The sequence below is a fragment of the Streptomyces fractus genome (genome assembly GCF_049844455.1).
Taxonomy (GTDB): Bacteria; Actinomycetota; Actinomycetes; order Streptomycetales; family Streptomycetaceae; genus Streptomyces; species Streptomyces fractus.
Genome location: NZ_JBMYHI010000002.1, coordinates 1,764,875 through 1,785,742 on the forward strand (window position 1 = coordinate 1,764,875; position 20,868 = coordinate 1,785,742).

General features: G+C 72.3%; 19 protein-coding genes. 8 read left to right on the forward strand and 11 right to left on the reverse strand.

Annotated elements, in window-relative coordinates:
• Nucleotides 1–2: 2 nt before the first annotated feature.
• A complete protein-coding gene (locus ACP4E5_RS10025) occupies nt 3–608 on the reverse strand; it encodes a helix-turn-helix domain-containing protein (protein ID WP_425827100.1) in 606 nt (201 codons plus the stop codon).
• A 115-nt stretch (nt 609–723) separates the two neighbouring features.
• Here ACP4E5_RS10025 and ACP4E5_RS10030 point away from each other — a divergent pair, with 115 nt between their 5' ends.
• Both ACP4E5_RS10030 and ACP4E5_RS10035 read left to right on the forward strand, forming a co-directional pair.
• On the forward strand, nt 724–1,320 hold the full coding sequence (locus ACP4E5_RS10030) for a TetR/AcrR family transcriptional regulator (protein ID WP_425827102.1): 597 nt from the start codon (nt 724–726) through the stop codon (nt 1,318–1,320).
• A gap of 141 nt (nt 1,321–1,461) precedes the next feature.
• A complete protein-coding gene (locus ACP4E5_RS10035) occupies nt 1,462–2,196 on the forward strand; it encodes an SDR family NAD(P)-dependent oxidoreductase (RefSeq protein ID WP_425827104.1) in 735 nt (244 codons plus the stop codon).
• A 66-nt stretch (nt 2,197–2,262) separates the two neighbouring features.
• Here ACP4E5_RS10035 and ACP4E5_RS10040 read toward each other — a convergent pair whose 3' ends face one another.
• The 3 genes from ACP4E5_RS10040 to tdh form a co-directional block, all read right to left on the reverse strand.
• On the reverse strand, nt 2,263–3,165 hold the full coding sequence (locus ACP4E5_RS10040; protein ID WP_425827106.1) for a LysR family transcriptional regulator: 903 nt from the start codon (nt 3,163–3,165) through the stop codon (nt 2,263–2,265).
• Nucleotides 3,166–3,236: 71 nt separating this feature from the next.
• Nucleotides 3,237–4,433 (reverse strand): glycine C-acetyltransferase, encoded by a 1,197-nt coding sequence (locus tag ACP4E5_RS10045; protein ID WP_425827108.1) that lies wholly within the window; start codon nt 4,431–4,433, stop codon nt 3,237–3,239.
• A gap of 49 nt (nt 4,434–4,482) precedes the next feature.
• Nucleotides 4,483–5,511, reverse strand: coding sequence for an L-threonine 3-dehydrogenase (tdh, locus tag ACP4E5_RS10050; RefSeq protein WP_425827110.1), 1,029 nt, complete (start codon nt 5,509–5,511; stop codon nt 4,483–4,485).
• A gap of 316 nt (nt 5,512–5,827) precedes the next feature.
• Between tdh and ACP4E5_RS10055 the strand changes: the two genes are divergently transcribed.
• Nucleotides 5,828–7,264: an amino acid permease gene (locus ACP4E5_RS10055; RefSeq protein WP_425827112.1), complete on the forward strand. Its 1,437-nt coding sequence runs from the start codon at nt 5,828–5,830 to the stop codon at nt 7,262–7,264.
• On the opposite strand, the gene ACP4E5_RS10060 is transcribed toward ACP4E5_RS10055, so the two are convergent.
• From ACP4E5_RS10060 to ACP4E5_RS10085, 6 genes are all read right to left on the reverse strand, one after another.
• Nucleotides 7,261–7,857: a GAF domain-containing protein gene (locus tag ACP4E5_RS10060; protein WP_425827114.1), complete on the reverse strand. Its 597-nt coding sequence runs from the start codon at nt 7,855–7,857 to the stop codon at nt 7,261–7,263. The genes ACP4E5_RS10055 and ACP4E5_RS10060 overlap by 4 nt on opposite strands.
• Complete coding sequence (locus ACP4E5_RS10065; protein WP_425827116.1) at nt 7,854–8,453, reverse strand: GTP-binding protein; 600 nt, start codon at nt 8,451–8,453, stop codon at nt 7,854–7,856. The genes ACP4E5_RS10060 and ACP4E5_RS10065 overlap by 4 nt, the downstream gene beginning before the upstream one ends.
• Nucleotides 8,431–8,802, reverse strand: coding sequence for a DUF742 domain-containing protein (locus ACP4E5_RS10070; RefSeq protein ID WP_326017958.1), 372 nt, complete (start codon nt 8,800–8,802; stop codon nt 8,431–8,433). Before ACP4E5_RS10070 ends, ACP4E5_RS10065 begins: the two co-directional genes overlap by 23 nt.
• A gap of 2 nt (nt 8,803–8,804) precedes the next feature.
• The gene (locus ACP4E5_RS10075) at nt 8,805–9,239 is read right to left on the reverse strand and encodes a roadblock/LC7 domain-containing protein (protein WP_266722430.1); all 435 of its coding nucleotides are present in this window, start codon (nt 9,237–9,239) and stop codon (nt 8,805–8,807) included.
• Nucleotides 9,240–9,434: 195 nt separating this feature from the next.
• A complete protein-coding gene (locus ACP4E5_RS10080; RefSeq protein WP_425827119.1) occupies nt 9,435–11,432 on the reverse strand; it encodes a sensor histidine kinase in 1,998 nt (665 codons plus the stop codon).
• A 300-nt stretch (nt 11,433–11,732) separates the two neighbouring features.
• Nucleotides 11,733–12,326, reverse strand: a complete 594-nt coding sequence (locus ACP4E5_RS10085) for an XRE family transcriptional regulator (protein ID WP_425827121.1) — start codon at nt 12,324–12,326, stop codon at nt 11,733–11,735.
• A gap of 119 nt (nt 12,327–12,445) precedes the next feature.
• Here ACP4E5_RS10085 and ACP4E5_RS10090 point away from each other — a divergent pair, with 119 nt between their 5' ends.
• Entirely contained in the window at nt 12,446–13,132 is a 687-nt protein-coding gene (locus tag ACP4E5_RS10090; protein WP_425827123.1) for a class I SAM-dependent methyltransferase, read from the forward strand.
• 118 nt (nt 13,133–13,250) lie between these two features.
• On the opposite strand, the gene ACP4E5_RS10095 is transcribed toward ACP4E5_RS10090, so the two are convergent.
• The gene (locus ACP4E5_RS10095; protein ID WP_425827125.1) at nt 13,251–14,438 is read right to left on the reverse strand and encodes an MBL fold metallo-hydrolase; all 1,188 of its coding nucleotides are present in this window, start codon (nt 14,436–14,438) and stop codon (nt 13,251–13,253) included.
• 238 nt (nt 14,439–14,676) lie between these two features.
• On the opposite strand from ACP4E5_RS10095, the gene ACP4E5_RS10100 reads away from it, so the two are divergent.
• The 4 genes from ACP4E5_RS10100 to ACP4E5_RS10115 are packed head-to-tail and all read left to right on the forward strand — an operon-like array spanning nt 14,677 to nt 20,856.
• Nucleotides 14,677–15,834, forward strand: coding sequence for an acyl-CoA dehydrogenase family protein (locus ACP4E5_RS10100; protein ID WP_425827127.1), 1,158 nt, complete (start codon nt 14,677–14,679; stop codon nt 15,832–15,834).
• The gene (locus tag ACP4E5_RS10105) at nt 15,831–17,504 is read left to right on the forward strand and encodes a 5-guanidino-2-oxopentanoate decarboxylase (RefSeq protein ID WP_425827129.1); all 1,674 of its coding nucleotides are present in this window, start codon (nt 15,831–15,833) and stop codon (nt 17,502–17,504) included. The genes ACP4E5_RS10100 and ACP4E5_RS10105 overlap by 4 nt, the downstream gene beginning before the upstream one ends.
• Nucleotides 17,501–18,718, forward strand: coding sequence for a Glu/Leu/Phe/Val dehydrogenase dimerization domain-containing protein (locus ACP4E5_RS10110; protein WP_425827131.1), 1,218 nt, complete (start codon nt 17,501–17,503; stop codon nt 18,716–18,718). Before ACP4E5_RS10105 ends, ACP4E5_RS10110 begins: the two co-directional genes overlap by 4 nt.
• Complete coding sequence (locus tag ACP4E5_RS10115; RefSeq protein ID WP_425827133.1) at nt 18,715–20,856, forward strand: acetate--CoA ligase family protein; 2,142 nt, start codon at nt 18,715–18,717, stop codon at nt 20,854–20,856. Before ACP4E5_RS10110 ends, ACP4E5_RS10115 begins: the two co-directional genes overlap by 4 nt.
• Nucleotides 20,857–20,868: the final 12 nt, after the last annotated feature.

Here is a 20,868-nt window from a genome sequence, read left to right on the forward strand (position 1 = left end):
CGTCACGGGAGCACCACCACCAGGGCGTAGCGCACCGCATCGGGGCCAGGGCAGTGGAAGTGGGTGGGGCCCCAGAGGCGGAAGCGCAGGCAGTCGCCCGTCTCCAGGCGGTGGGTCGTGCCCTGGACGGTGAGGTCGAGGAGTCCGTCGAGCACCCAGATGTGCTGTTCGAGGCCGGGGACGGGCGGTCGGTCGTAGGCGATGTCCGCGTACGGCTCGAGGGTGCCCTCCACCACCTCGCCGCGCAGTCCGGCCTGCGGCGGGGAGACGGAGCGGCGCGCGAAGCCGGTCGAGTCGTCGCGCCACAGGGGCTGGTCCGCGGCGCGTACGACCTGGGCGGGGGCCGACTCGACCTCGCTCAGGAGCTGCGACATGGTCCGCCCGTAGACCGCGCAGAGGCGGTTGAGGAGGGCGGCGGTCGGGCTGATCTCGGCGCGTTCGGCCCGCGACAGGGTGGACCGGCTCACGCCGCTGCGGTCCGCCAACTCGCCCAGAGACAGGCCGTGTTCGGATCGCAGCTCGGCGAGCCGGGCGCCAAGCCGGGCGTCCACGGGGTCCGGTTCCTGATCATTGGCGTCACGCGGCGGCACACCACTCTCGCGTCTCATATTCGGCACGGTATCCCAGATATGAGACGAACATGTTACGTCGCCCCGCCTTCCTCGATCAGGAGCCGCCCACCCATTACGGCCCGCACGGTCCAGAACCAGTACCGTGAGCGGCATGGCCCGCCCCCGCAAGTTCGACGAAGACCGCGTGGTTCTCGCTGTCCGCGACGAGTTCTGGAACAAGGGGTACGCGGCGACATCGCTGGACGATCTGCTGCGCGTGAGCGGCCTGGGCAAGGGCAGCCTGTACGGGGCGTTCGGCGACAAGCACAGCCTCTTCCTGCGGGCGCTGCGCGAGTACGACGACGCGAATCTGGCGGTGCTGCGCGAGCGCCTGGAGTCCGCGGCGCGAGGGATCGACCTGGTGCGCGAGTTCGTGCTCGGACCGACCGCCGACCCGACCGGCGGCGTAGCGCGCCGGGGCTGCCTGCTGGCCAACAGCAATGCCGAGCTCGCGAGCAGCACCCCGGACGTGGCCGCCGAGGCCCGCCGCACGTACGACGCGATCACCGTCATCCTCACCGCGGCACTGGAGCGCGCCCAGCGCGAGGGCGACCTCGCCACCGACGTCGACCCCGCCGAGACCGCCCGGGCCGTCCTCGTCGCCCAGCTCGGCCTCATCGCGCTCGGACGAACCGGCATGGACATCGACGGGCTCACCGCGGCGGCGCAGTCCACCCTGGCGCGGCTTCTGCCCGCCCCCGTGCGCTAGCCCTCACCCACCGATCGTCGCCCTTTCCCGGCAGGACGAGCACTGCCGCGGCCTTCGCACGCGCCACACACGTTCTTGACCACACGGTCCATATCGGAGATAGTTATTGACGCATCGGTCCATAACTTGAAGGAGGACGGCATGGCCGTCTTGTCGGACAAGGTCGCCGTGACCACCGGAGGCAGCAGCGGCATCGGTTTCGCGACCGCCCGCGCGTTCCGCGACGAGGGCGCCCACGTGTTCATCACCGGACGCCGCAAGGACGCCCTCGACGCCGCGCTCGCCGAACTCGGCGGCGGCGTGACCGGCACGGTCTGCGATGTTTCGGATCCCTCGCAGCTCGACGCGTTCTACGAGAGCGTGCGCGAACAGGCCGGACCCATCGATGTGCTGGTCGCCAACGCCGGCATCGGCACAGTGGCTCCGCTCGGCGAGGTGACCGAGGAGGTGATCGACTCCATGTTCGCCACCAACGTCAAGGGAACGATCTTCACTCTCCAGCAGGCGCTGCCCCACCTCACCAACGGTGCGTCGGTGATTCTGACGGGTTCGACCGCCGGCACCCGGCCCGACCCGGGGCTGGAGGTCTACGGCGCCTCCAAGGCCGCAATCCGCAATCTCGCGCGCGGTTGGGCCCACAGCTCGCGCGCCCGTGGCTTCCGGGTCAACGTCGTGTCCCCGGGCGGCACACGCACCCCGGGGCTGCTCGAGCTGCTCCCGCCAGAGATGCTCGAGCAGACCGGGGAGGGCATCCCTCTCGGTCGGCTCGCCGAGCCCGAGGAGATCGCCGCGGTGACGACATTCCTTGCCTCGGACGCGTCGAGCTTCGTCAACGGCGCCGAGTTCTTCGCCGACGGCGGCTACGCGCAGGTGTAAGCGCCCTGACGAGCGCTGCGCGCCCCGGGCCAGGTGGATGGGTGAGGCCCAGTAGCGCTCCCCGCCTCAGCCCTCCGCCGCCTCCCCCAACGCCTCAAGGACCGGCCGGATCAGTGGATGTTCCTCCGCCCCGTGCCGCACCGCCGCGAAGACCTTCCGGGCCGGCGCCGCACCGTCGATCGGCCGGACCACGACCTGGCTCAGGTCCACGCCGTGCAGGGCCGAGCGCGGGACCAGCGCCACGCCCGCGCCTGCGGAGGCGAGGGCGACGACGGCGCGGAAGTCGTCCGAGGAATGCTCGAACTGCGGGAAGAAACCGGCGTGTTCGCAGGCAAGGACGACCACGTCGTGGCAGGGGTTGCCGGGGTACGGGCCGATCCAGGTGTCCTTGGCGAGGTCGGCGACCGGCACCCACTCCGCGGCCGCGAGGCGGTGCGTGACCGGCAGGACCGCGTCGAACGGCTCCGCGTAGAGCGGGACGCGCGTGATCCGGTCGTCGTCGGCGCCCGGCGCGCCGCGGTACTCGACGGCGACCGCCACATCGATCTCGCGGTCGAGCAGCATCGGCAGACTGGCGTCGCCCTCGGCGTCCTGGACGCGGACCCGGATGCCGGGCGCGGCCTTCGACAACAAGGAGAGCGCGGGCCCCACGACGAGGCCGATGCCCGTCGCGAAGGAGGCGAGCGTCACCGTGCCCGCCTCGCCGTTGCTGTACGCGGCCAGCTCTGCCTCGGCCTTCTCCAACTGGGCGAGGACCGCGTTGGTATGGGTGAGGAGGATCTCGCCGGCCGACGTCAGGCGGACCCCGCGCGCGCCGCGCTCGACCAGCTTGTGGCCCGTCTCCTGCTCAAGGGCCGTGAGCTGCTGCGAGACCGCCGACGGGGTCAGGTACAGCGCGGCGGCCGCAGCCGTCACGGTGCGGTGGTCGGCCACCGCACGGAGGATGTGCAGCCGCCGCGCTTCGATCATGTGCCGATTCTCCCAAACGGGTCTGACAACGACAGGAACAGTCCCGTACGGAACAGTCCCGTACGAGACCGTCAGCCCAGCTCGGCACGCGCCCCCACGAACGCCTCCACCGCCCGGTTCACGTCCCCCGTGGAGTGTGCCGCCGACAGCTGGACGCGGATGCGGGCCTGGCCCTGCGGGACCACCGGGTACGAGAAGCCGATCACGTAGACGCCGCGCTCCAGGAGGAGTTCGGCCATGCGGCCCGCGACGGAGGCGTCACCGATCATCACCGGGGCGATCGCGTGGTCGCCGGGAAGGATGTCGAAGCCCTCCTCCGTCATCCGCGTACGGAACAGCTTGGTGTTCGCCGCGAGGCGCTCGCGCAGGTCGCCCGCCGACTCCAGGAGGTCCAGGACCTTCAGGGACGCCGCGGCGATCACCGGGGCGAGGCTGTTCGAGAACAGGTACGGGCGCGAACGCTGGCGCAGCAGCGCGACGATCTCCGCGCGCGCCGCGACGTAGCCGCCGGACGCCCCGCCGAGGGCCTTGCCGAGGGTGCCGGTGATGATGTCGACGCGGTCCATCACGCCATGCAGCTCGGGGGTGCCGCGGCCGCCGGGGCCGACGAAGCCGACCGCGTGCGAGTCGTCGACCATGACCATGGCGTCGTAGCGCTCGGCGAGGTCGCAGATGTCGGCGAGCGGCGCCACGTAGCCGTCCATGGAGAAGACGCCGTCCGTGACGATCAGCTTCCTGCGGGCGCCGGCCTGGTTCGCCGCCTTCAACTGGGCTTCCAGGTCGGCCATGTCGCGGTTGGCGTAACGGAAGCGCTTCGCCTTGGACAGCCGGATGCCGTCGATGATCGAGGCGTGGTTGAGGGCGTCGGAGATCACCGCATCCTCGGGCCCCAGGACGGTCTCGAAGACGCCGCCGTTGGCGTCGAAGCAGGAGGAGTACAGGATCGTGTCCTCCTGGCCGAGGAAGGCCGACAGGCGCGCCTCCAGCTCCTTGTGGACCTCCTGCGTGCCGCAGATGAAGCGGACGGACGCCATGCCGTAGCCCCAGCGGTCGAGGGCCGCGTGGCCCGCCGCGATCACCTCGGGGTGGTCGGCGAGGCCCAGGTAGTTGTTGGCGCAGAAGTTCAGCACCTCGCCGGGGCGGCCTCCCGCGGTGACGTCGACCGTGGCGGACTGCGGGGTGCCGATGACCCGCTCGGGCTTGTGCAGGCCCGCGGCGACGATCTCGTCGAGGGTGGTCCGGAAGTCGGCGCGTACGTTGTCGAACATGGCGTAAGTCCTTATAAGCGGTGGGGAGTTGACCGGCAGGTGGTGGCGCTCAGGCGGTCCAGTCCAGGATCACCTTGCCGCCGCGACCACTCGCCGCGTCCTCGAACGCCGCGTCGAAGTCGGTGTGGGCGTAGCGGCCGGTGATCACCGGCGAGAGGTCGAGGCCGCCCTCCAGGAGGACCGACATCGCGTACCAGGTCTCGAACATCTCGCGGCCGTAGATGCCCTTGATGGTGATCATCGAGGTGACGATCCGCGCCCAGTCGACGGCGAACTCCTCGGACGGCAGGCCGAGCATGGCGATCCTGCCGCCGTGGGTCATGTTCGCGAGCATGTCGCGCATGGCGACGGGGTTGCCGGACATCTCCAGGCCCACGTCGAAGCCCTCGCGCAGGCCGAGTCCGCGCTGTCCTTCGGCGATGGTCGAGGTCGCCACGTTCAGGGCGAGGCTCACGCCCACCTTCCGCGCCAGCTCCAGGCGCTCCTCGCTGACGTCGGTCACGACAACGTTGCGGGCGCCGGCGTGCTTGGCGACGGCCGCCGCCATCAGGCCGATGGGCCCTGCCCCCGTGATGAGTACGTCCTCGCCGACGAGCGGGAAGGACAGCGCGGTGTGCACGGCGTTGCCGAACGGGTCGAAGATCGCGGCGACGTCGAGGTCGACGGGGACGCGGTGCACCCACACGTTGGAGGCGGGCAGTGCCACGTACTCGGCGAACGCGCCGTCGCGGCCGACGCCGAGGCCGACCGTCGCGCGGCACAAGTGGCGGCGCCCGGCCAGGCAATTGCGGCACTTTCCGCACACCAGGTGGCCCTCGCCGCTGACCGTGTCGCCGACGGCTATGTCGCTCACGTCGCGGCCGGTCCCGACGACCTCGCCGACGAACTCGTGGCCCACGACCAGCGGCGCGCTGATGGTCGACCGCGCCCAGCCGTCCCAGCTGCGGATGTGCAGGTCGGTGCCGCAGATCCCGGTGCGCAGGACCTTGATCAGTACGTCCCCGGGGCCGACGCCGGGCTCAGGGACGTCGGTGAGCCACAGACCCGGTTCGGCCTTCTCCTTGACCAGTGCCTTCAAGGGTTCGACTCCTGTCGTCGCGCATGCGGGCAGGGCGAACCGGCCCGCGTGCGAGGGAGAGTGGGTGGTGGGGGCGTACTGCGGCAGTGATCCGGATACGTCCCGTATGCGGTCCGCCGACACCGCAGACTCTTCCGTACGGGGCGCGTTCGGTCCATCGAGGATTTCTTAAGCGGCGCCCCAGGTTTCCTACAGACCCGTTGACCCGCCCACCGAACAGGGTGTCCGAATAACGGACAGCCGACGCGTCACGTCCCACTTGGTCGCATACTGTCGCCGCACTTCCACCCGTCTCAGATAGCGAACAGGCACGACCATGACACGGACCACCGTCACCGACCGGCCGCAGGCCGGGTCCGACGTCGGCGCCACCCCGGGCGACGGCGAGTACGCCTCCACCGGCACGGAACTCGGCCACGGCCTCAAGCAGCGGCACCTCTCGATGATCGCCCTCGGCGGCGTCATCGGCGCGGGCCTCTTCGTGGGGTCGGGTGCCGGGATCGCCGCCGCGGGCCCCGCGGTCGTCCTGCTCTTCGCGGGCGCCGGTGCCGGGGTCATGCTGCTGATGCGGATGCTCGGCGAGATGTCCGCCGCGCGGCCGGCCACCGGCTCGTTCTCCGTGCACGCCGAGCGTGAACTCGGCGCCTGGGCGGGGGCGACCTCCGGCTGGATGTACTGGGTGATGCTGACCTGCGGCGTGGCCGCGGAGGCGACGGCGGCCGGGCAGATCATGCACGGCTGGGTGCCGTTCCTGCCCGCGTACGGGTGGGTCGCCGTCTTCATGGTGTTCTTCTGCCTGAGCAACCTGGCCGCCGTGCGCAACTTCGGCGAGTTCGAGTTCTTCTTCTCGGCCCTGAAGGTCACCGCGATCTGCGCGTTCCTCGTCCTCGGCGTCCTTGGCATCTTCGGCGTCTTCGGTGACGCCCCCGGCGCCTCGAACCTCACCGGCCGGGGCGGCTTCTTCCCCACCGGCTCGTCCGGCCTGATCGCCGGACTGCTCACCGCCGTCTTCGCGTACGGCGGCCTGGAGACGGTGTCCATCGCCGCCGCCGAGTCCGACAAGCCGCGCGAGAACGTGGCGCGCGCCGTGCGCACCGCCGTGTGGCGCATCGCGCTCTTCTACGTGGGGTCGATGGCGCTGGTCGTCGCCCTGGTGCCGTGGAACGACCCGAACGTCGCCACCGACGGCCCGTACGTCACCGTGCTGGACGAGTTCGGCATCCCGGCGGCCGGCACCATCATGCAGGTCGTCATCCTGGTCGCCCTGCTCTCCGCTATGAACGCCAACATCTACGGCTCGTCCCGCATGGCCTACTCGCTGGTCTCCCGCGGCCTCGGCCCGCGCTTCTTGGGCCGGGTGCACCGTCGCGTGCCGGTGGCCGCTGTGGTGGCGTCCTGCCTGTTCGGTTTCTTCGCGGTGTTCGCCGGCGTCTGGTGGCCCGACACCGTGTTCACCTGGCTGATGAACACGACCGGTGTCGCCATCCTCGTCGGCTGGGTCTTCATCTGCCTCGCGCAGCTGAAGATGCGCCGCCGCCTGGAGCGCGAGTCGCCCGAGCTGCTCACCGTGAAGATGTGGGGCTTCCCGTATCTGACCTGGCTCGCCCTGGCGGCGATCGCGGGCGTCTTCATCGTGATGGCCACCACCGCCGACGGCCGCAACCAGCTGTTCGTCTCCGCGATCCTGGTGCTCGCGCTCGCCGCGGGCGGTTACGTGAAGCAGCGCAGGGACGCACGCGCGGCACAGGTCTAACCGAGCAGATCGCCCCGGCCCCGCACCAGTTCCATCAGTTCACCCGCCATCCCCTTGATGGTCGCGAGCCCCGCCTGTCCCCACGGGCGGGGCTCGGTCGCGACCGCGCACACGGTGCCGAGAGCGAGCCCCGTACGTTCGTCGATCAGCGGCGCGCCCAAGTAGGAGCGGATGCCGATCTCGTCGACTACAGGATTGCCCGCGAACCGCGGGTAGTCGCACACGTCCTCAAGGACGAGCGCCTTGCGCCGCACGACCACATGCGGGCAATAGCCGTGATCGCGCGCCATATAGCGCGCCACTTCGCCCTCCGTGGACGTCGCCCTGGCGGCCGAGGCCGCCACCGCGCCCAGTTCGCCGCCCCGGTGGTCGCCGTCGGGAGTGTGCAGCCCGGCGAAGAACTGCCGGTTCTCGTCAATGATGTTGACCATGGCGTACGGCGCGCCCGTCACCTCGGCGAGCCGGTCCGCGAACCGGTCGAACACCGGCTCCGCGCGCTGCCCCAGGTCGAGCCTGCGCAGCCGCCGGGCCCGCTCGGCGCCCTCCTTGTCCTGCGGGGTCAGCAACAGCCTCCTCGTCCCGTCGTACGTCACGTGTGGGCTCCGAACCCTGAGGCGGTCGCGGGTGCGTGGGCCAGCAGATGGCGTACGAGGGTGAGCAGCGTCTGGATGCCGGAGCTCGAGATGCGCGCGTCGCAGCGCACGACGGGCACCGCCGGGTCCAGGTCGATGGCGGCGCGGACCTCCTCGGCCTCGTAGCGGTAGGCGCCGTCGAACTCGTTGACCGCCACGATGAAGCCCATGCCGCGCTCCTCGAAGAAGTCGACGGCGGCGAAGCAGTCCTCCAGGCGGCGCGTGTCCGCGAGGATGACCGCTCCGAGTGCGCCCTCGGACAGCTCGTCCCACATGAACCAGAAGCGCTCCTGGCCCGGCGTGCCGAACAGATAGAGCACATGCTCGGGGTCCAGGGTGATCCGCCCGAAGTCCATCGCGACCGTCGTCTCGACCTTGTTCTCGATGCCGTCGAGGTCGTCGGTGTCCGCGCTGACCGTGGTGAGCAGCTCTTCCGTGCTGAGCGGAGCGATCTCGCTGACGGCCCCTACGAAGGTCGTCTTGCCGACCCCGAACCCGCCCGCGACCAAGATCTTCAGTGCGGTGGGGAAAGGGTCAGAGCTGGCGTCGTAGTCCATCGAGCACTGCCTCCAGTAGGGACCGGTCAGTGGGGTTGTCGTGGAACGTGGGGGGCTTGGTGGTGATCGCCTGGCAGTCGACGAGGTCGGAGAGGAGCACCTTGGTCACGCCCGCCGGGAGCTTCAGATGACCGGCGATCTCCGCGACCGATGTGGGCTGCGCACACAGATCGAGCGCCTGGCTGTGTTCCGGCCCCAGATAGCCGAGGGGGGTCGCCCCGGTGGCCATCACATGGGTGAGCAGATCCATCGACGTGCTCGGCCTGGTGCGTCCGTTGCTGATCGTGTACGGACGCACGAGCCGGCCCGCGGCGCCGTCCAGCCATGGCCCGTCCTGCGGGGCCGCCACCGTCAATTCCTCATCGCCGTGGGCTCGGCGGAGGGCTGCCGGGGTGCGGTCACCAGGTAGGGGCGCACGCTCTTGACGAGCATGGCCATCTCATAGCCGAGCACGGCCGCGTCCGCGTCGCGCCCGGCGAGGACCGCGAGGCAGGTGCCGGAGCCCGCGGTCGACACGAACAGCAGTGCCGAGTCGAGCTCCACCACCACCTGCCGTACGTCGCCGCCGTCGGCGAACCGGATGCCCGCGCTGCGGCCGAGCGAGTAGAGGCCCGAGGCGAGGGCCGCCATATGGTCGGCGCTGTCGGCGTCGAGCCCGTGCACGGACTTGACGAGACCGTCGGAGGACAGCAGCACGGCGCTGTTGGTGTGAGGAACGCGCTGGACGAGGCCGCTCATCAGCCAGTCGAGATCGGACACATGACCCGTCGGCACATCGCTCGCCATGGGGGATCGACTCCTTGGTGGACTGCTGGGTGTGGTGCGAAGGGGTGGGGGATCGGCTGGGGCGGATGCGGGTGCGAATGGGGATGCGGGTGCGGGTGCGGTGTGGGGTTTCTGGCGGGTACGCGCGCGTGGAGGCGTGCGAGTTCGTGTACGAGACCGGGGCCGGGGGCGGGCGCGTGTGTGGCGTCACGGTGGTCATGCGGGGGCGCCGCCTCGGTCGTCGGGGCCCTGGTCCCGCCGCTGAGCGTCCGGTCCCTCGTCGCCGGGGGCGCGGGGTTCGGCCGACTCGGCGAGCGTGATGCCGCGCTGGAAGGCGGCCATGAGGCCGGGGTCGTGCACGGACGGGGCCGCGTCCTCATTGCGCGGCGCGGGGCCGCCGCGCAGTTGCGGGGCGATGTGCTCCTGGGCCCTGCGGCGCGGCAGTTGGGGGCGGCCCATGGTGCCCCGTACGACGCCCTCGGGCCGGGCGACCGGGGGCCCGGCGTGGGCCGCGGCCTCGCGGGCCTCGGGGCGGATGCCGGGGAGGGCGTCGGCGGGGGTGGGGCGGGAGTCGTCGGCGATGCGCTGCGGGAGGGGGGCGGCGTGGGTTCCGGGGCGGGGGGTGGCGGGGGGTGTGCCGTTGGGTGGCGTGCCGGTGGCGGGTGTGTGGGTCGGTGTGCCGGTGGGAGGCGTTCCCGTGACGGGGGTGCCGGTGGGGGCGGGAGGTGCGCTCATGGGCGTGCCCGCAGGGGGCGTTCCCGTGTGCGGTTGGCGAGGGACCACGGCGACGGCCCCGTGCAGCGGGGTGGGCGAAGGGGGCGCCGGGGCCGGGGCGTTGGCCGGTGCGGGCCGTGTGCCGTTGGTGTCCTGGCCGGGCTGCTGCGGCGGGCCCGCCCGGTGGCCGTTCGCCGACGGTTCCGGCTCGCCGCCGAGCACGCTGTTCGCGGTCGCCGCCGCGGCGGCCTTGCGCACGTGCGGGATGCGCACGCCCGCGGCGTCCGTGTCGCCGTCCCCGCCGAGCAGGTCCTGGGGCAGCACGAGGACCGCCTGCACTCCCCCGTAGATATTCGTCTGTAGCCGCACCGTGATGCCGTGCCGCCGCGCGAGCTGCGAGACCACGAACAGGCCGATGCGTCCGTCCGCGAGGAGGCTGGCGACGTTGACCTGGTCGGGGTCGCTGAGCAGCGTGTTCATCTTGTTCTGCTCGGTGACGGGCATGCCGAGGCCGCGGTCCTCCACCTCGATGGCGAGCCCGGAGGTCACCTGGTTGGCGCGGAGCAGGACCTGGGTGTGCGGGGCGGAGAACACCGTGGCGTTCTCGACGAGTTCGGCCAGCAGGTGGATGCAGTCGGCGACGGCGTGCCCGCGCAGGGTGCCGTCGATCGGCGGCACGAGCTTGACGCGCGAGTACTGCTCGACCTCGGCGATCGCGGAGCGCATCACCTCGGTCATGGACACGGGGTGGCTCCACTGGCGGCGCGATACGGCGCCGCCGAGCACGGCGAGGTTCTCTGCGTGCCGACGGGTGCGCGTGGCCATGTGGTCGACGTGAAAGAGGCCCTTGAGCAGGTCGGGGTCCTCGACCTGGTTCTCCAACTCGTCGAGCAGGCTGATCTCCCGGTGGACGAGCGACTGCAGGCGCCGGGCGAGGTTCACGAACACCTCGACCTTCTGCCGGCTGCCCGCCTGGCTGGACAGCTGGGTGGCCTGCACGACGGCGGTCACCGCGACATCGTGGCCACGCGCGAGGTCGACGGCGAGCCGGTCGAAGTCGTCGCCTCCGGGCGCGCCGACGACGGGCGCACGGCGCGGCGGCGGGGCCTCGCCCTTGCGCAACTGCTCGACCAGCGCGCGCAGTTCGGACTGCCGGTGCGCGGCGCTCTGACGCAGCGCGAGGACCCGGTCGCGTACGACGGCCGCGGCGCGCCGCGCGGCGATGGCGGCGATCACGATGCCCGCGACCGTCACCAGGCAGGCGCCGCCGAGCACCGCCCACAGAGCGGGGCTGGGCCGCACCCCCGTGTGCTGGAGGACGAACAGCACGGCCGCGCTGGCGCCGAGGGCCACCGCGAGCGGCGGAAGGACGGCGATGCGCAGGAGTTGGGACCGTATGTGGGTCTCGGTCGGCTGTGGCGCGGCCCGCCCGGCCGGCCTGCCGTGCCGACCGCCTTCGCGGCGGTCTGCGCGGGCGGCCGGCTGACGGAGCTGGGACATACGACGACCTCGTCCTCGGTTCTATGAGTTCTGAGTTCTGATTTCAGGAGTTCTGCGCGTTCAGAGGGTGGCTCGGCGGATGAGGAGACAGCAGGCAGCACGACCGGGCGTCGCACGACGAGCACACACGGTAGTCGCCAACGGCATATACGCGAGGGGCAGTTGACAAACTCCGGCGGCCGAGGTCCCACTCTGGTATGAGCCCCCGCACCTACGACCGAATAAGCGCACGCGATCCGCCCGCACGCACGTTCGCCAGGCCGGCCTCAGCGGCCGTTCCAGGGGCCGTGGCGGTCGTACCTAGCTCTCGTCCGGCCGGAAACGCGCCTTGATGTGCATCCGCTCGCCCTGCGGCCCCAGGATGCTGAGGAACTCCACGGCGCGCTCGTCCGCGTTGCCGAACCAGTGCGGGAGGTGGGTGTCGAACTCGGCGGCCTCGCCCTCCGCGAGGACGACGTCCTGGTCGCCGAGCAGGAGGCGCAGCCGCCCCTTGAGGACGTACAGCCAGTGGTAGCCCTCGTGCGAGCGCGGCTCGGGCTCCCGGCCGTCGGTGAGGCCCGCGGGCAGGATCTGCTTGAACGCCTGAAGGCCGCCGGGCTTGCGGGTCAGCGGCACGATCGTCACGCCGCCCCGCGTGATCGGCTGCGGGTGCACGCGCGGGTCGAGGTCGGCCGGGGCGCCGACGAGCTCGTCGATCGACACCTGGTGGGCCCTGGCCAGGGGCAGCAGGAGTTCGAGCCCCGGCTTGCGGTGCCCGGACTCGAGGCGGGACAGGGTGCTGATCGGGATGCCGGTGGTCTCCGACAGGGCTGTCAGGGTGGCGCCCCTGCGCCGGCGCAGCTCACGCAGCCTGGGCCCGACCGCGGCCAGTACCCCGTCGACGTCGTCGCTCATCCGTCCACCGTGCCCGCGTTTTGCGTTTTCTGCAAAGAAGTTTGCCCGTACGCACGCGTGGCGCGACCTTGGCGTCGACGGGGTCACCGTCGAACGGACGAGAGACAGGACCGCACGCCATGGACAACGACACCGAGCCCGCCGACTCGGCTCAGCCCGCCACCACCCACTCCGCCACCGCTCAGGAGTGGGACGAGCGCTACCGCAGCCGCGACCAGCTCTTCAGCGGCAACCCGAACGGTGTGCTGGTCGCCGAGGCCGGCGACCTGCCGCCCGGCCAGGCGCTCGACGTCGGCTGCGGCGAGGGCGGCGACGCGCTCTGGCTGGCCCGTCGCGGCTGGCAGGTCACGGCGGTCGACGTCTCCGAGGTCGCCCTGCGCCGCGCCGCCGCGGCGGGCGCCGACGTGGCGGGCAGGGTCGCCTGGGCGCGGGCCGATCTGGCCGTCTCCCCGCCGCCGGCGGGCGCCTTCGACCTGGTGACCCTCCAGTACTTCCCGCTGCTGCGCAGCTCGGGCCTGCCGGCGCTGCGCGGGATCGTCGACGCCGTCGCACCCGGCGGCACGCTGCTCTTCGTCACGCACGCGTTGGCGGACCTGGCGGAGCACACCGAGGCGACCGCCGAATTCGACCCCGCCGACTACTACTGGGCCGACGACATCGCCGCACTCCTCGACGCGGACGGTGGCGGTGACGGTGAAGGCGCCTGGAAGATCGAGGTCAACGAGACCCGCCCGCGCACGGCCCCGGCCCCGCCCGGCACACACCACCACCGGGACACGATCCTGCGGGCACAGCGCACGGCGTAGGCCGCAGCCCGTACGGATTCGGATTCGGAACCCCGAAGTCCGGAGCCGGAGCCGTAGCCGTAGCCGCTACGGCTGCCACGAACCCACCCGCCACTCATTCGCCTACCCAGCTACCCGCCTACCCGGCGACCACGATCTCCGTCCCCTCCGCCCCCGCCACGAGCCCGGCCGTCACCGGCCACCCGCCGTGCGGCACCGCCGCGACGGCCCGCCACCACTGCTCCGTGGGCAGCGCCTCCGCGCCGGGCTCGAAGGGCTCGCCGGGGTGCGGCAGCGCGACGCGCGCGGCGGCTCGGCGGGCCGCGGCGACGGTCCCCTCGCCGGGCTCGGTCCAGGCGTGCGGCGCCAGATTGAACGTCCCCCAGTGGATCGGCAGCATCGGCCCTGCCGCGGGCCCGCCCTGTAGGTCGAGGTGGGCGCGCATGCCCTCCTCCGGGGTCATGTGGATGTCCGGCCAGTACTCGGAGTAGGCGCCGATCTGGATCATCGTGACGTCGAACGGCCCGTGCTCGGCGCCGATGTCCTTGAACCCGGAGAAGTACCCGGTGTCGCCGCTGTGGAAGACGCTGTGCTCGGGCCCTGCGGCGACCCAGGACGCCCACAAGGTGTGCTGCGCGTTGCGCAGGCCGCGGCCGCAGAAGTGGCGGGCGGGGGTGGCGGTCAGCGTCACCCCGGCGACGTTCGTCGACTCGTGCCAGTCCAGCTCGCGCAGCCGGTCCGCGGGCACGCCCCAGTGCTCCAGGTGCGCGCCGACGCCGAGCGGCACCGCGAACACCGTGTCCGTGTGGGCGAGCGCCTTGATGGTGGGCATGTCCAGGTGGTCGTAGTGATCGTGCGAGATCACCACTACGTCGACCGGGCCCAGCGCGGCGAGCGGCAGCGGCGCCGGGTGCAGCCGCTTGGGCCCGGCGAAGGCGAAGGGTGAGCAGCGCTCGCCCCACACCGGGTCGAACAGCACCCGCACCCCGTCTATCTCGGCGAGGACGCTGGAGTGCCCCATCCATGTGATCCGCAGGCCGCTCACCGGCGGCTTCGACAGGTCGGCGAGGGTCGTGGCATGCACGGGCACCGTGCCCGTGGGGGCCCGCCGGGCGCGCTCGTCCTTGCGGAAGTAGTTCTTCGCGAACTCGATCATCGAGCCGTCCGGCCGGGTGCGCGCCCCCTCCGGGTTCTGGAAGGACCCGTCCGCGAAGTTCGGTGAACGGCGGATCCGGTCCAGTCGCGCCCCCGCGGGCTCGGCGCCGAAGGCATCGGGCTGGAGCGAGCGCAATCCGGACGTCAGAGAACGTGACACGGCGCCTCCCATTGATCGATCAGGCTTCCCATTATGTGCGGCACCACTGACAACGCGCTGAGCGCCTCCTGTGTGCCCGAGTCCCCGGCCGTGTGACCGACGTCCCTCCCCGCCGCCCACCACCTCTCCCCGCCCTCTCCCGCCCCGTCTCCCCACAAACTGATCCACCGTTCAGTAACAGTTCGATTGACAGCACTCTCGACGACTCCGGATACTGACCGACGATTCAGTAAAGCCATCTGGAGGCACCGTGTCGGAACTCCCCACCGAACTGGTCCCGCTCACTCCCGAACAGCACGCCGTCGTCGAGCTCGCCCGGACGTTCGCGGCCGAGGAGATCCGGCCACGCGCGCGTGCCGTGGACGAGGCCGACGTCGAGACGCCCTGGGACCTGTGGCGCAGGGCGGCCAAGGTCGGCATCACCGGGTTCATGCTCCCCGAGGAGTTCGGCGGGGGCGGCTTCACCGACGTGTTCACGCAGGTCCTCGTGCAGGAGGAGCTGTGCGTCGGCGACCTGGGCATCGGCAACCTGCTCTGCTCGAACGGCTTCTTCGCCGACCCCGTGCTCGCCCTCGGCACCAAGGAGCAGCAGCGCACCTGGCTCACCCCGCTCTCCGGCCCCGACACCCCCATGACGTCGCTCGCGACCACCGAACCGGGCGCGGGCTCCGACGCCGCGTCGATCACGACGACGGCCCGCCGCACCGAGGGCGGCTACCTGCTCAACGGCCAGAAGGCGTGGATCTCGAACGCGGGCGAGGCCGACCGCTACGTGGTGTTCGCCAAGACGGACCCGACCCGGCGCTCGCGCGGCGTCAGCGCCTTCCTCCTGCGCAAGGACACCGAAGGTGTCACCTTCGGCGAACCGATGCGCAAGATGGGTCAACGCGCCATCGTGTGCCGGGAGATCTTCTTCTCCGACGCGTTCGTCCCCGAGGAGAACCGGCTCGGCGACGAGGGCCAGGGCTTCACCGGCCTGATGCGCACCTTCGACATCTCCCGGGCCGTCCTCGGCGCCGCCGCCACCGGTGTCGCCCGCGCCGCCTACGAGTACGCACGCGACTACGCGCGCACGCGCGAACAGTTCGGCAAGCCCGTCATCGAGCACCAGGCGGTCGCGTTCCGCCTCGCCGACATGCGTACGCGCATCGAGCAGTCGCGCTTGATGACGTGGCGCGCGGCCCGCCGCCTGGACGCGGGCCTGACCGCCACCACGGAGGCGGCCATGGCCAAGCTCACCGCGTCGGAGACGGCCGCGTACTGCACCTGGGCGGCCGTGCAGACGCTCGGCGGCTGGGGCTACTCGCGCGAGTTCCCGGTCGAACAGTGGATGCGCGACGCCAAGTTGGAGGAGATCGAAGAGGGCACCTCCGACATCATGCGCCTGATCATTGCGAGGTCACTGTGACGTCTGTCGCCGAATCCGCCGTCGTTACGCGTCACAGTCCCGAGCCACCTCCGGACCGCGCCCACCTCACCGGAGGGGAGGCCCTCACCCGCGCCCTGGCCGCCCACGGCGTCACCCAGGCCTTCGGCATCCCCGGCACCCACAACCTGGAGATCTACCGCCACTTGACGGCCTACGGCATCGCGCACGTCGCGCCCCGCCACGAGCAGGGCGCCGGATACGCGGCGGACGCCTACGCGCGCGTGACGGGCACGCCCGGAGTGGCGATCACCACCACGGGGCCCGCCCTGCTGAACATCGCGGCGGCCGTCGGCCAGGCCTACTCGGACAGCGTGCCGCTGCTGGTGATCTCGCCGGGCATGCCGCTGCGCCACCCGCGCCAGTCGACGGGCCTGCTGCACGAAATGCGCAGCCAGAGCGAGGCGTTGCGGAACGTGGCCGCCTTCAGTCACCGGGTGTCGTCGGTGGCGGAGATCGGTGCGGCGGTGGCGCGCGCGTTCACGCTGTTCCGCTCGGAACGGCCGCGCCCGGCGCACATCGAGATCCCGCTCGACCTCCTGGAGGCGACGGAGCCCGCGGGCCCGGCCCGCACCGCTCCCCCGGCCGCGCCGCGCGTCCCCGACGCCGCACGCGTCGAGGAGGCCGCCGCCCTCCTGGCCCGGGCGGAGCGTCCGGCCCTGCTCCTCGGCGGCGGAGCCCGCGGCGCGGCGGCCCAATGTCTCGCCCTGGCCGAGCGGTTGGCCGCGCCGGTGGCCACCACGGCGAACGGCAAGGCGATCGTCGACGAGAGCCACCCGCTCTCCCTGGGCGTGTCGCTGCACAGCCCGGCGGTCCAGGAGTGGCTCGCGACGCGTGACGTGGTCCTCGCGGTCGGCACGGAGCTCGCCGAGTCCGACATCTGGATCGCCGAACCCCTCGCTCTTCAGGGCCGGTTGATCCGTGTGGATCTCGATCCGGCGCAGATGTACACGGGCGTCCCTGCGGACGTTCCCCTGGTCGGCGACGCGCGGGCCACGCTCGACGCGCTCGCCCTCGAAGTCTCAGCCACCACCCCGCACACCACCACCGCGGACGCCACCCCCGCCCACGCCGAAACCGCCGCCCTCAAGGCGGCCCGCGACGACGAGTCCCGCCCCCGCGACGCCCACTGGCTGCCCTACCTGGAGGCGATCCGCGGCACCCTCGCCCCGGACGCCGTCGTCACCTCGGACAGCGCCCAGTGCTGCTACTACGGCGCGCTGCCCCACCTCACCCTGGGGTCGGACGCCCGCTATCTGCACCCCACCGGCTTCGGCACGCTCGGCTACGCGCTGCCCGCGGCGATCGGCGCGAAGGCCGCCCGCCCGGACCGCCAGGTCGTCGCGCTCAGCGGCGACGGAGGGCTGCAGTTCTCGATCCAGGAGCTGGCCACGGCCGCAGCGCTCCAACAGCCGCTCGCCGTCGTCGTGTTCGACAACTCGGGCTACGGCGAGATCCGCGACGAGATGAAGGCCCGCGGCGGCGCACCGCTCGCGGTCGACCACGCGCGCGTGGACCTGCCCGCCCTCGCCCGCGCCTACGGCGGCCACGGCGCGACGGCCCACTCCCCCGAGGAGCTCGCGAAGCTGCTGAGCACCGCCCTGACCACCCCCGCCCCCACCCTGATCGTCGTTCCCGAGGAGTCCGCATGACCACCGCCCCCACGCCCGCCGGCACCGCCACGCCCCCGACGGCCCCCCTCACCGAACTCACCTGGACCGACCACGTCACCGGCCGCCACGGCTACCTGGTGATCGACCGCCTTGTGCGCGGCGTCTCCAGCGGCGGCCTGCGCATGCGGGCCGGCTGCACGCTCACCGAGGTCGCGGGGCTCGCGCGCGGCATGTCGATGAAGGAGGCGCTGCACTACAACCCGGAGGGCCGCTACATCCCGCTGGGCGGCGCCAAGGGCGGCATCGACTGCGACCCGCGGGACCCGGAGGCGTACGGCATCCTGGTGCGCTACCTGAAGGCGATGCGTCCCTACATCGAGTCATTCTGGACGACGGGCGAGGACCTGGGCCTCACCCAGGACCTGGTCGACAAGGCGGCGGCCGAGGCGGGCCTCGTGTCGTCCATCCAGGCCGTGTATCCGCTCCTGGACGACGAGGAGACGGCCCGTCAGCGGCTCGCGGACGCCTTCGCGGTGGACGTCGACGGCATCGGTCTCGACGAGCTGGTGGGCGGCTGCGGCGTCGCCGAGGCCGTCCTGGTCGCGCTGGACCGCGCCGGACGCTCCTACGAGGGCACCCGTGTCTCGCTCCAGGGCCTGGGCACCATGGGCGGCGCCACGGCCCGCTTCCTCGCGCGCGCGGGGCTCACCGTTGTGGCGGTGGCCGACCTGAAGGGCACCATCGCCAACGACGCGGGCCTCGACGTGGACGCGCTGCTCGCGGCCCGCGACGCCTACGGCACGGTGAACCGCGAGGTGCTGCGCCCCGAGGACCGTGAACTGCCGGGTGACGCCTGGCTGTCGGCGGACGCGAACGTGCTGATCCCGGCCGCGGTCTCGTACGCGATCGACGCGTCGAACCAGGAGCGGATCACGGCCCGCTGGGTCGTCGAGGCGGCGAACATGCCGGTCCTCGCGGACGCCGAGGAACTCCTGACCCGGCGCGGCATCACGGTCCTGCCGGACGTGGTCGTCAACTCCGGGACGAACGCCTGGTGGTGGTGGACCCTGTTCGGCGACATCGGCGCGGACGCGGACGAGGCGTTCGCCTACACGCGGCGCTCGATGCGCTCCCTGATCGACCAGATGCTCGCGCGCGCGGAGGGCGACGGAACGACCCCGAGGGCCGCGGCGCACGCCATCGTGGCCGACCGCCTGCCGATCCTCGCGGCGAGGTTCGGGTGGTACAGGTGACGACGACAACAGGCCTGGACGCGCTGTACGACCCGGCGTCCGTCGCGGTCGTCGGCGCGTCCGACAACCCGGAGAAGTGGGGCTACTGGCTCGCGGCAGGCGCGCTGACCGGCCGCGCCCGGCGCGCGGTCCACCTGGTCAACCACAAGGGCGGCCACCTCCAGGGCGAACCGTTCCGCCCCGCGCTGTCCGCACTGGCCGCGCCGCCCGAGCACGTGGTGGTCGCGGTCCCGCCGCACCAGGTGCGCCCGGTGGTCCAGGAAGGACTGGAGACGGGCGCCCGCTGCTTCACGGTGATCACGTCGGGCACCGCCGAAGAGGACTCCCTCGCGGACCTGGTCACCTCGCGGGGCGCCCGCCTGCTGGGCCCGAACTGCATGGGCATCGTCGACACGACCAGCCAACTCCGCCTCTCCTGGGGCGACTTCCCGACCGGCGCCCTCGGCCTGGTCTCCCAGAGCGGCAACCTCGCCCTGGAGATCGGCCGCCATCTCGCCCGCGCGGGCGCCGGCTTCTCGCGCTTCGTATCGCTCGGCAACCAGCGCGACATCGACGCCACCGACGCCCTGGAGTCGCTGATCGCCCACGAGCCCACGAGAGCGATCGCGGCGTACGTGGAGGACTTCCGGGACGGCCGCCGCCTCGCGGACGTCCTGGCGGCCGCTCACACCGCGGGAAAGCCGGTCCTGCTGCTCACGGTGGGCCGCAGCGCGGCATCGGGTCGCGCCGCCGCCTCCCACACGGGCGCCCTCGTCAGCCCGCACGCCACGGTCGCGGCGGTCTGCCGCGACGCGGGCGCCCTCCTCCTGAACTCCGCGGGCGAACTCGTCGACACCGCCCTGCACTTGACGTCCCCCTCCCTCCCCCTCGTACGTTCCCGCCCCCACCCCCCACGCCACGAAACCACCCCCACACCCACCCCCGACCACCCCAGCGCCACCCCACCCCCACCGCACCGGATCGCCGTGATCGGGGACAGCGGCGGGCAGGGCGCCCTGGCCGCCGACTCGTTCGCCGCGTGCGGTTTCACCGTGCCCGAGCTCTCCGCGGACACCGTCGACGCCCTGGGCGCCCATCTGCCGCCGGGCGCGGGACGGGCGAACCCGGTCGACCTGGCCGGAGCGGGCGAGCAGGATCTGGCCGCTTACGCGCGCGTGGCGACCACTTTGCTGCACAGCGGCGACGCGGACACGGTCGTGCTCACCGGCTACTTCGGGGACTACGCGAGCGCGAACCCCGCTCAGGTGGGGCGCGAGTGCGAGATCGCGCACGCCCTCGCCGACGCCGCCGGCGCCGCGGGGCGGTCCCTGGTCGTGCACACGATGGCCCGCGACACCCCGGCCCTCACCGTCCTCAGGGAGCGCGGCGTCCCCGTCCACGAACGCGTCGAGCAGGCGGCGACGGCGCTCGCGGGCGCCGTGCGACTGGCCGCCGCCACGCCTCGCCTGCCGCAGGAGGCGACCGCTCCCCCGGCGGCGTACGAGGTCGAGGACGGCGGCTACGAGCGGGTGCGTGAGCTGCTGGCGTCCTACGGAGTCGCGTTCCCCACCGCCGAGTTCGTGACGGACGCGGACGCGGCGGTGGAGGCCGCCCACCGCACGGGCTACCCCCTGGTACTCAAGGCGATGGGACTCGCCCACAAGACCGAGGCCGGTGGTGTCGCCCTGCACATCGCGGACGAAGCCGCCCTGCGGGCCGCGTTCGCGCGGATGCGGGAGGCCACGGGTGCGCTCCGGTACGCGGTCGAGGCGATGGCCACGCCTCCGTACGCGCGCGAACTCATCGTCGGCGTACGCAAGGACGCGGCGTTCGGCCCGGTCGTCATGGTCGGCGCCGGGGGTGTCACCGCCGAACTGCACGCCGACACGGCGCTGGCCCTGACCCCGCTCACCCCGTCACGCGCGCGTGCCCTGCTCCTCGAACTGCGGCACGCGCCGCTCCTGACCGGGTGGCGCGGAGCACCGGCCGTCCACCTGGAGTCGGCCGCGGCGGCCGTGTGCGCGGTGGCCCGGGCCGCGGCGGACCACCCCGAACTGACCGACCTGGAGGTCAACCCCCTCCTGGTACACCCCGGCGGCACCATCGCACTGGACGCCCACGCGACACTGAACGCGCGATCAAGCCCCTCCGGCGATTGAGGAGCGGGGCCC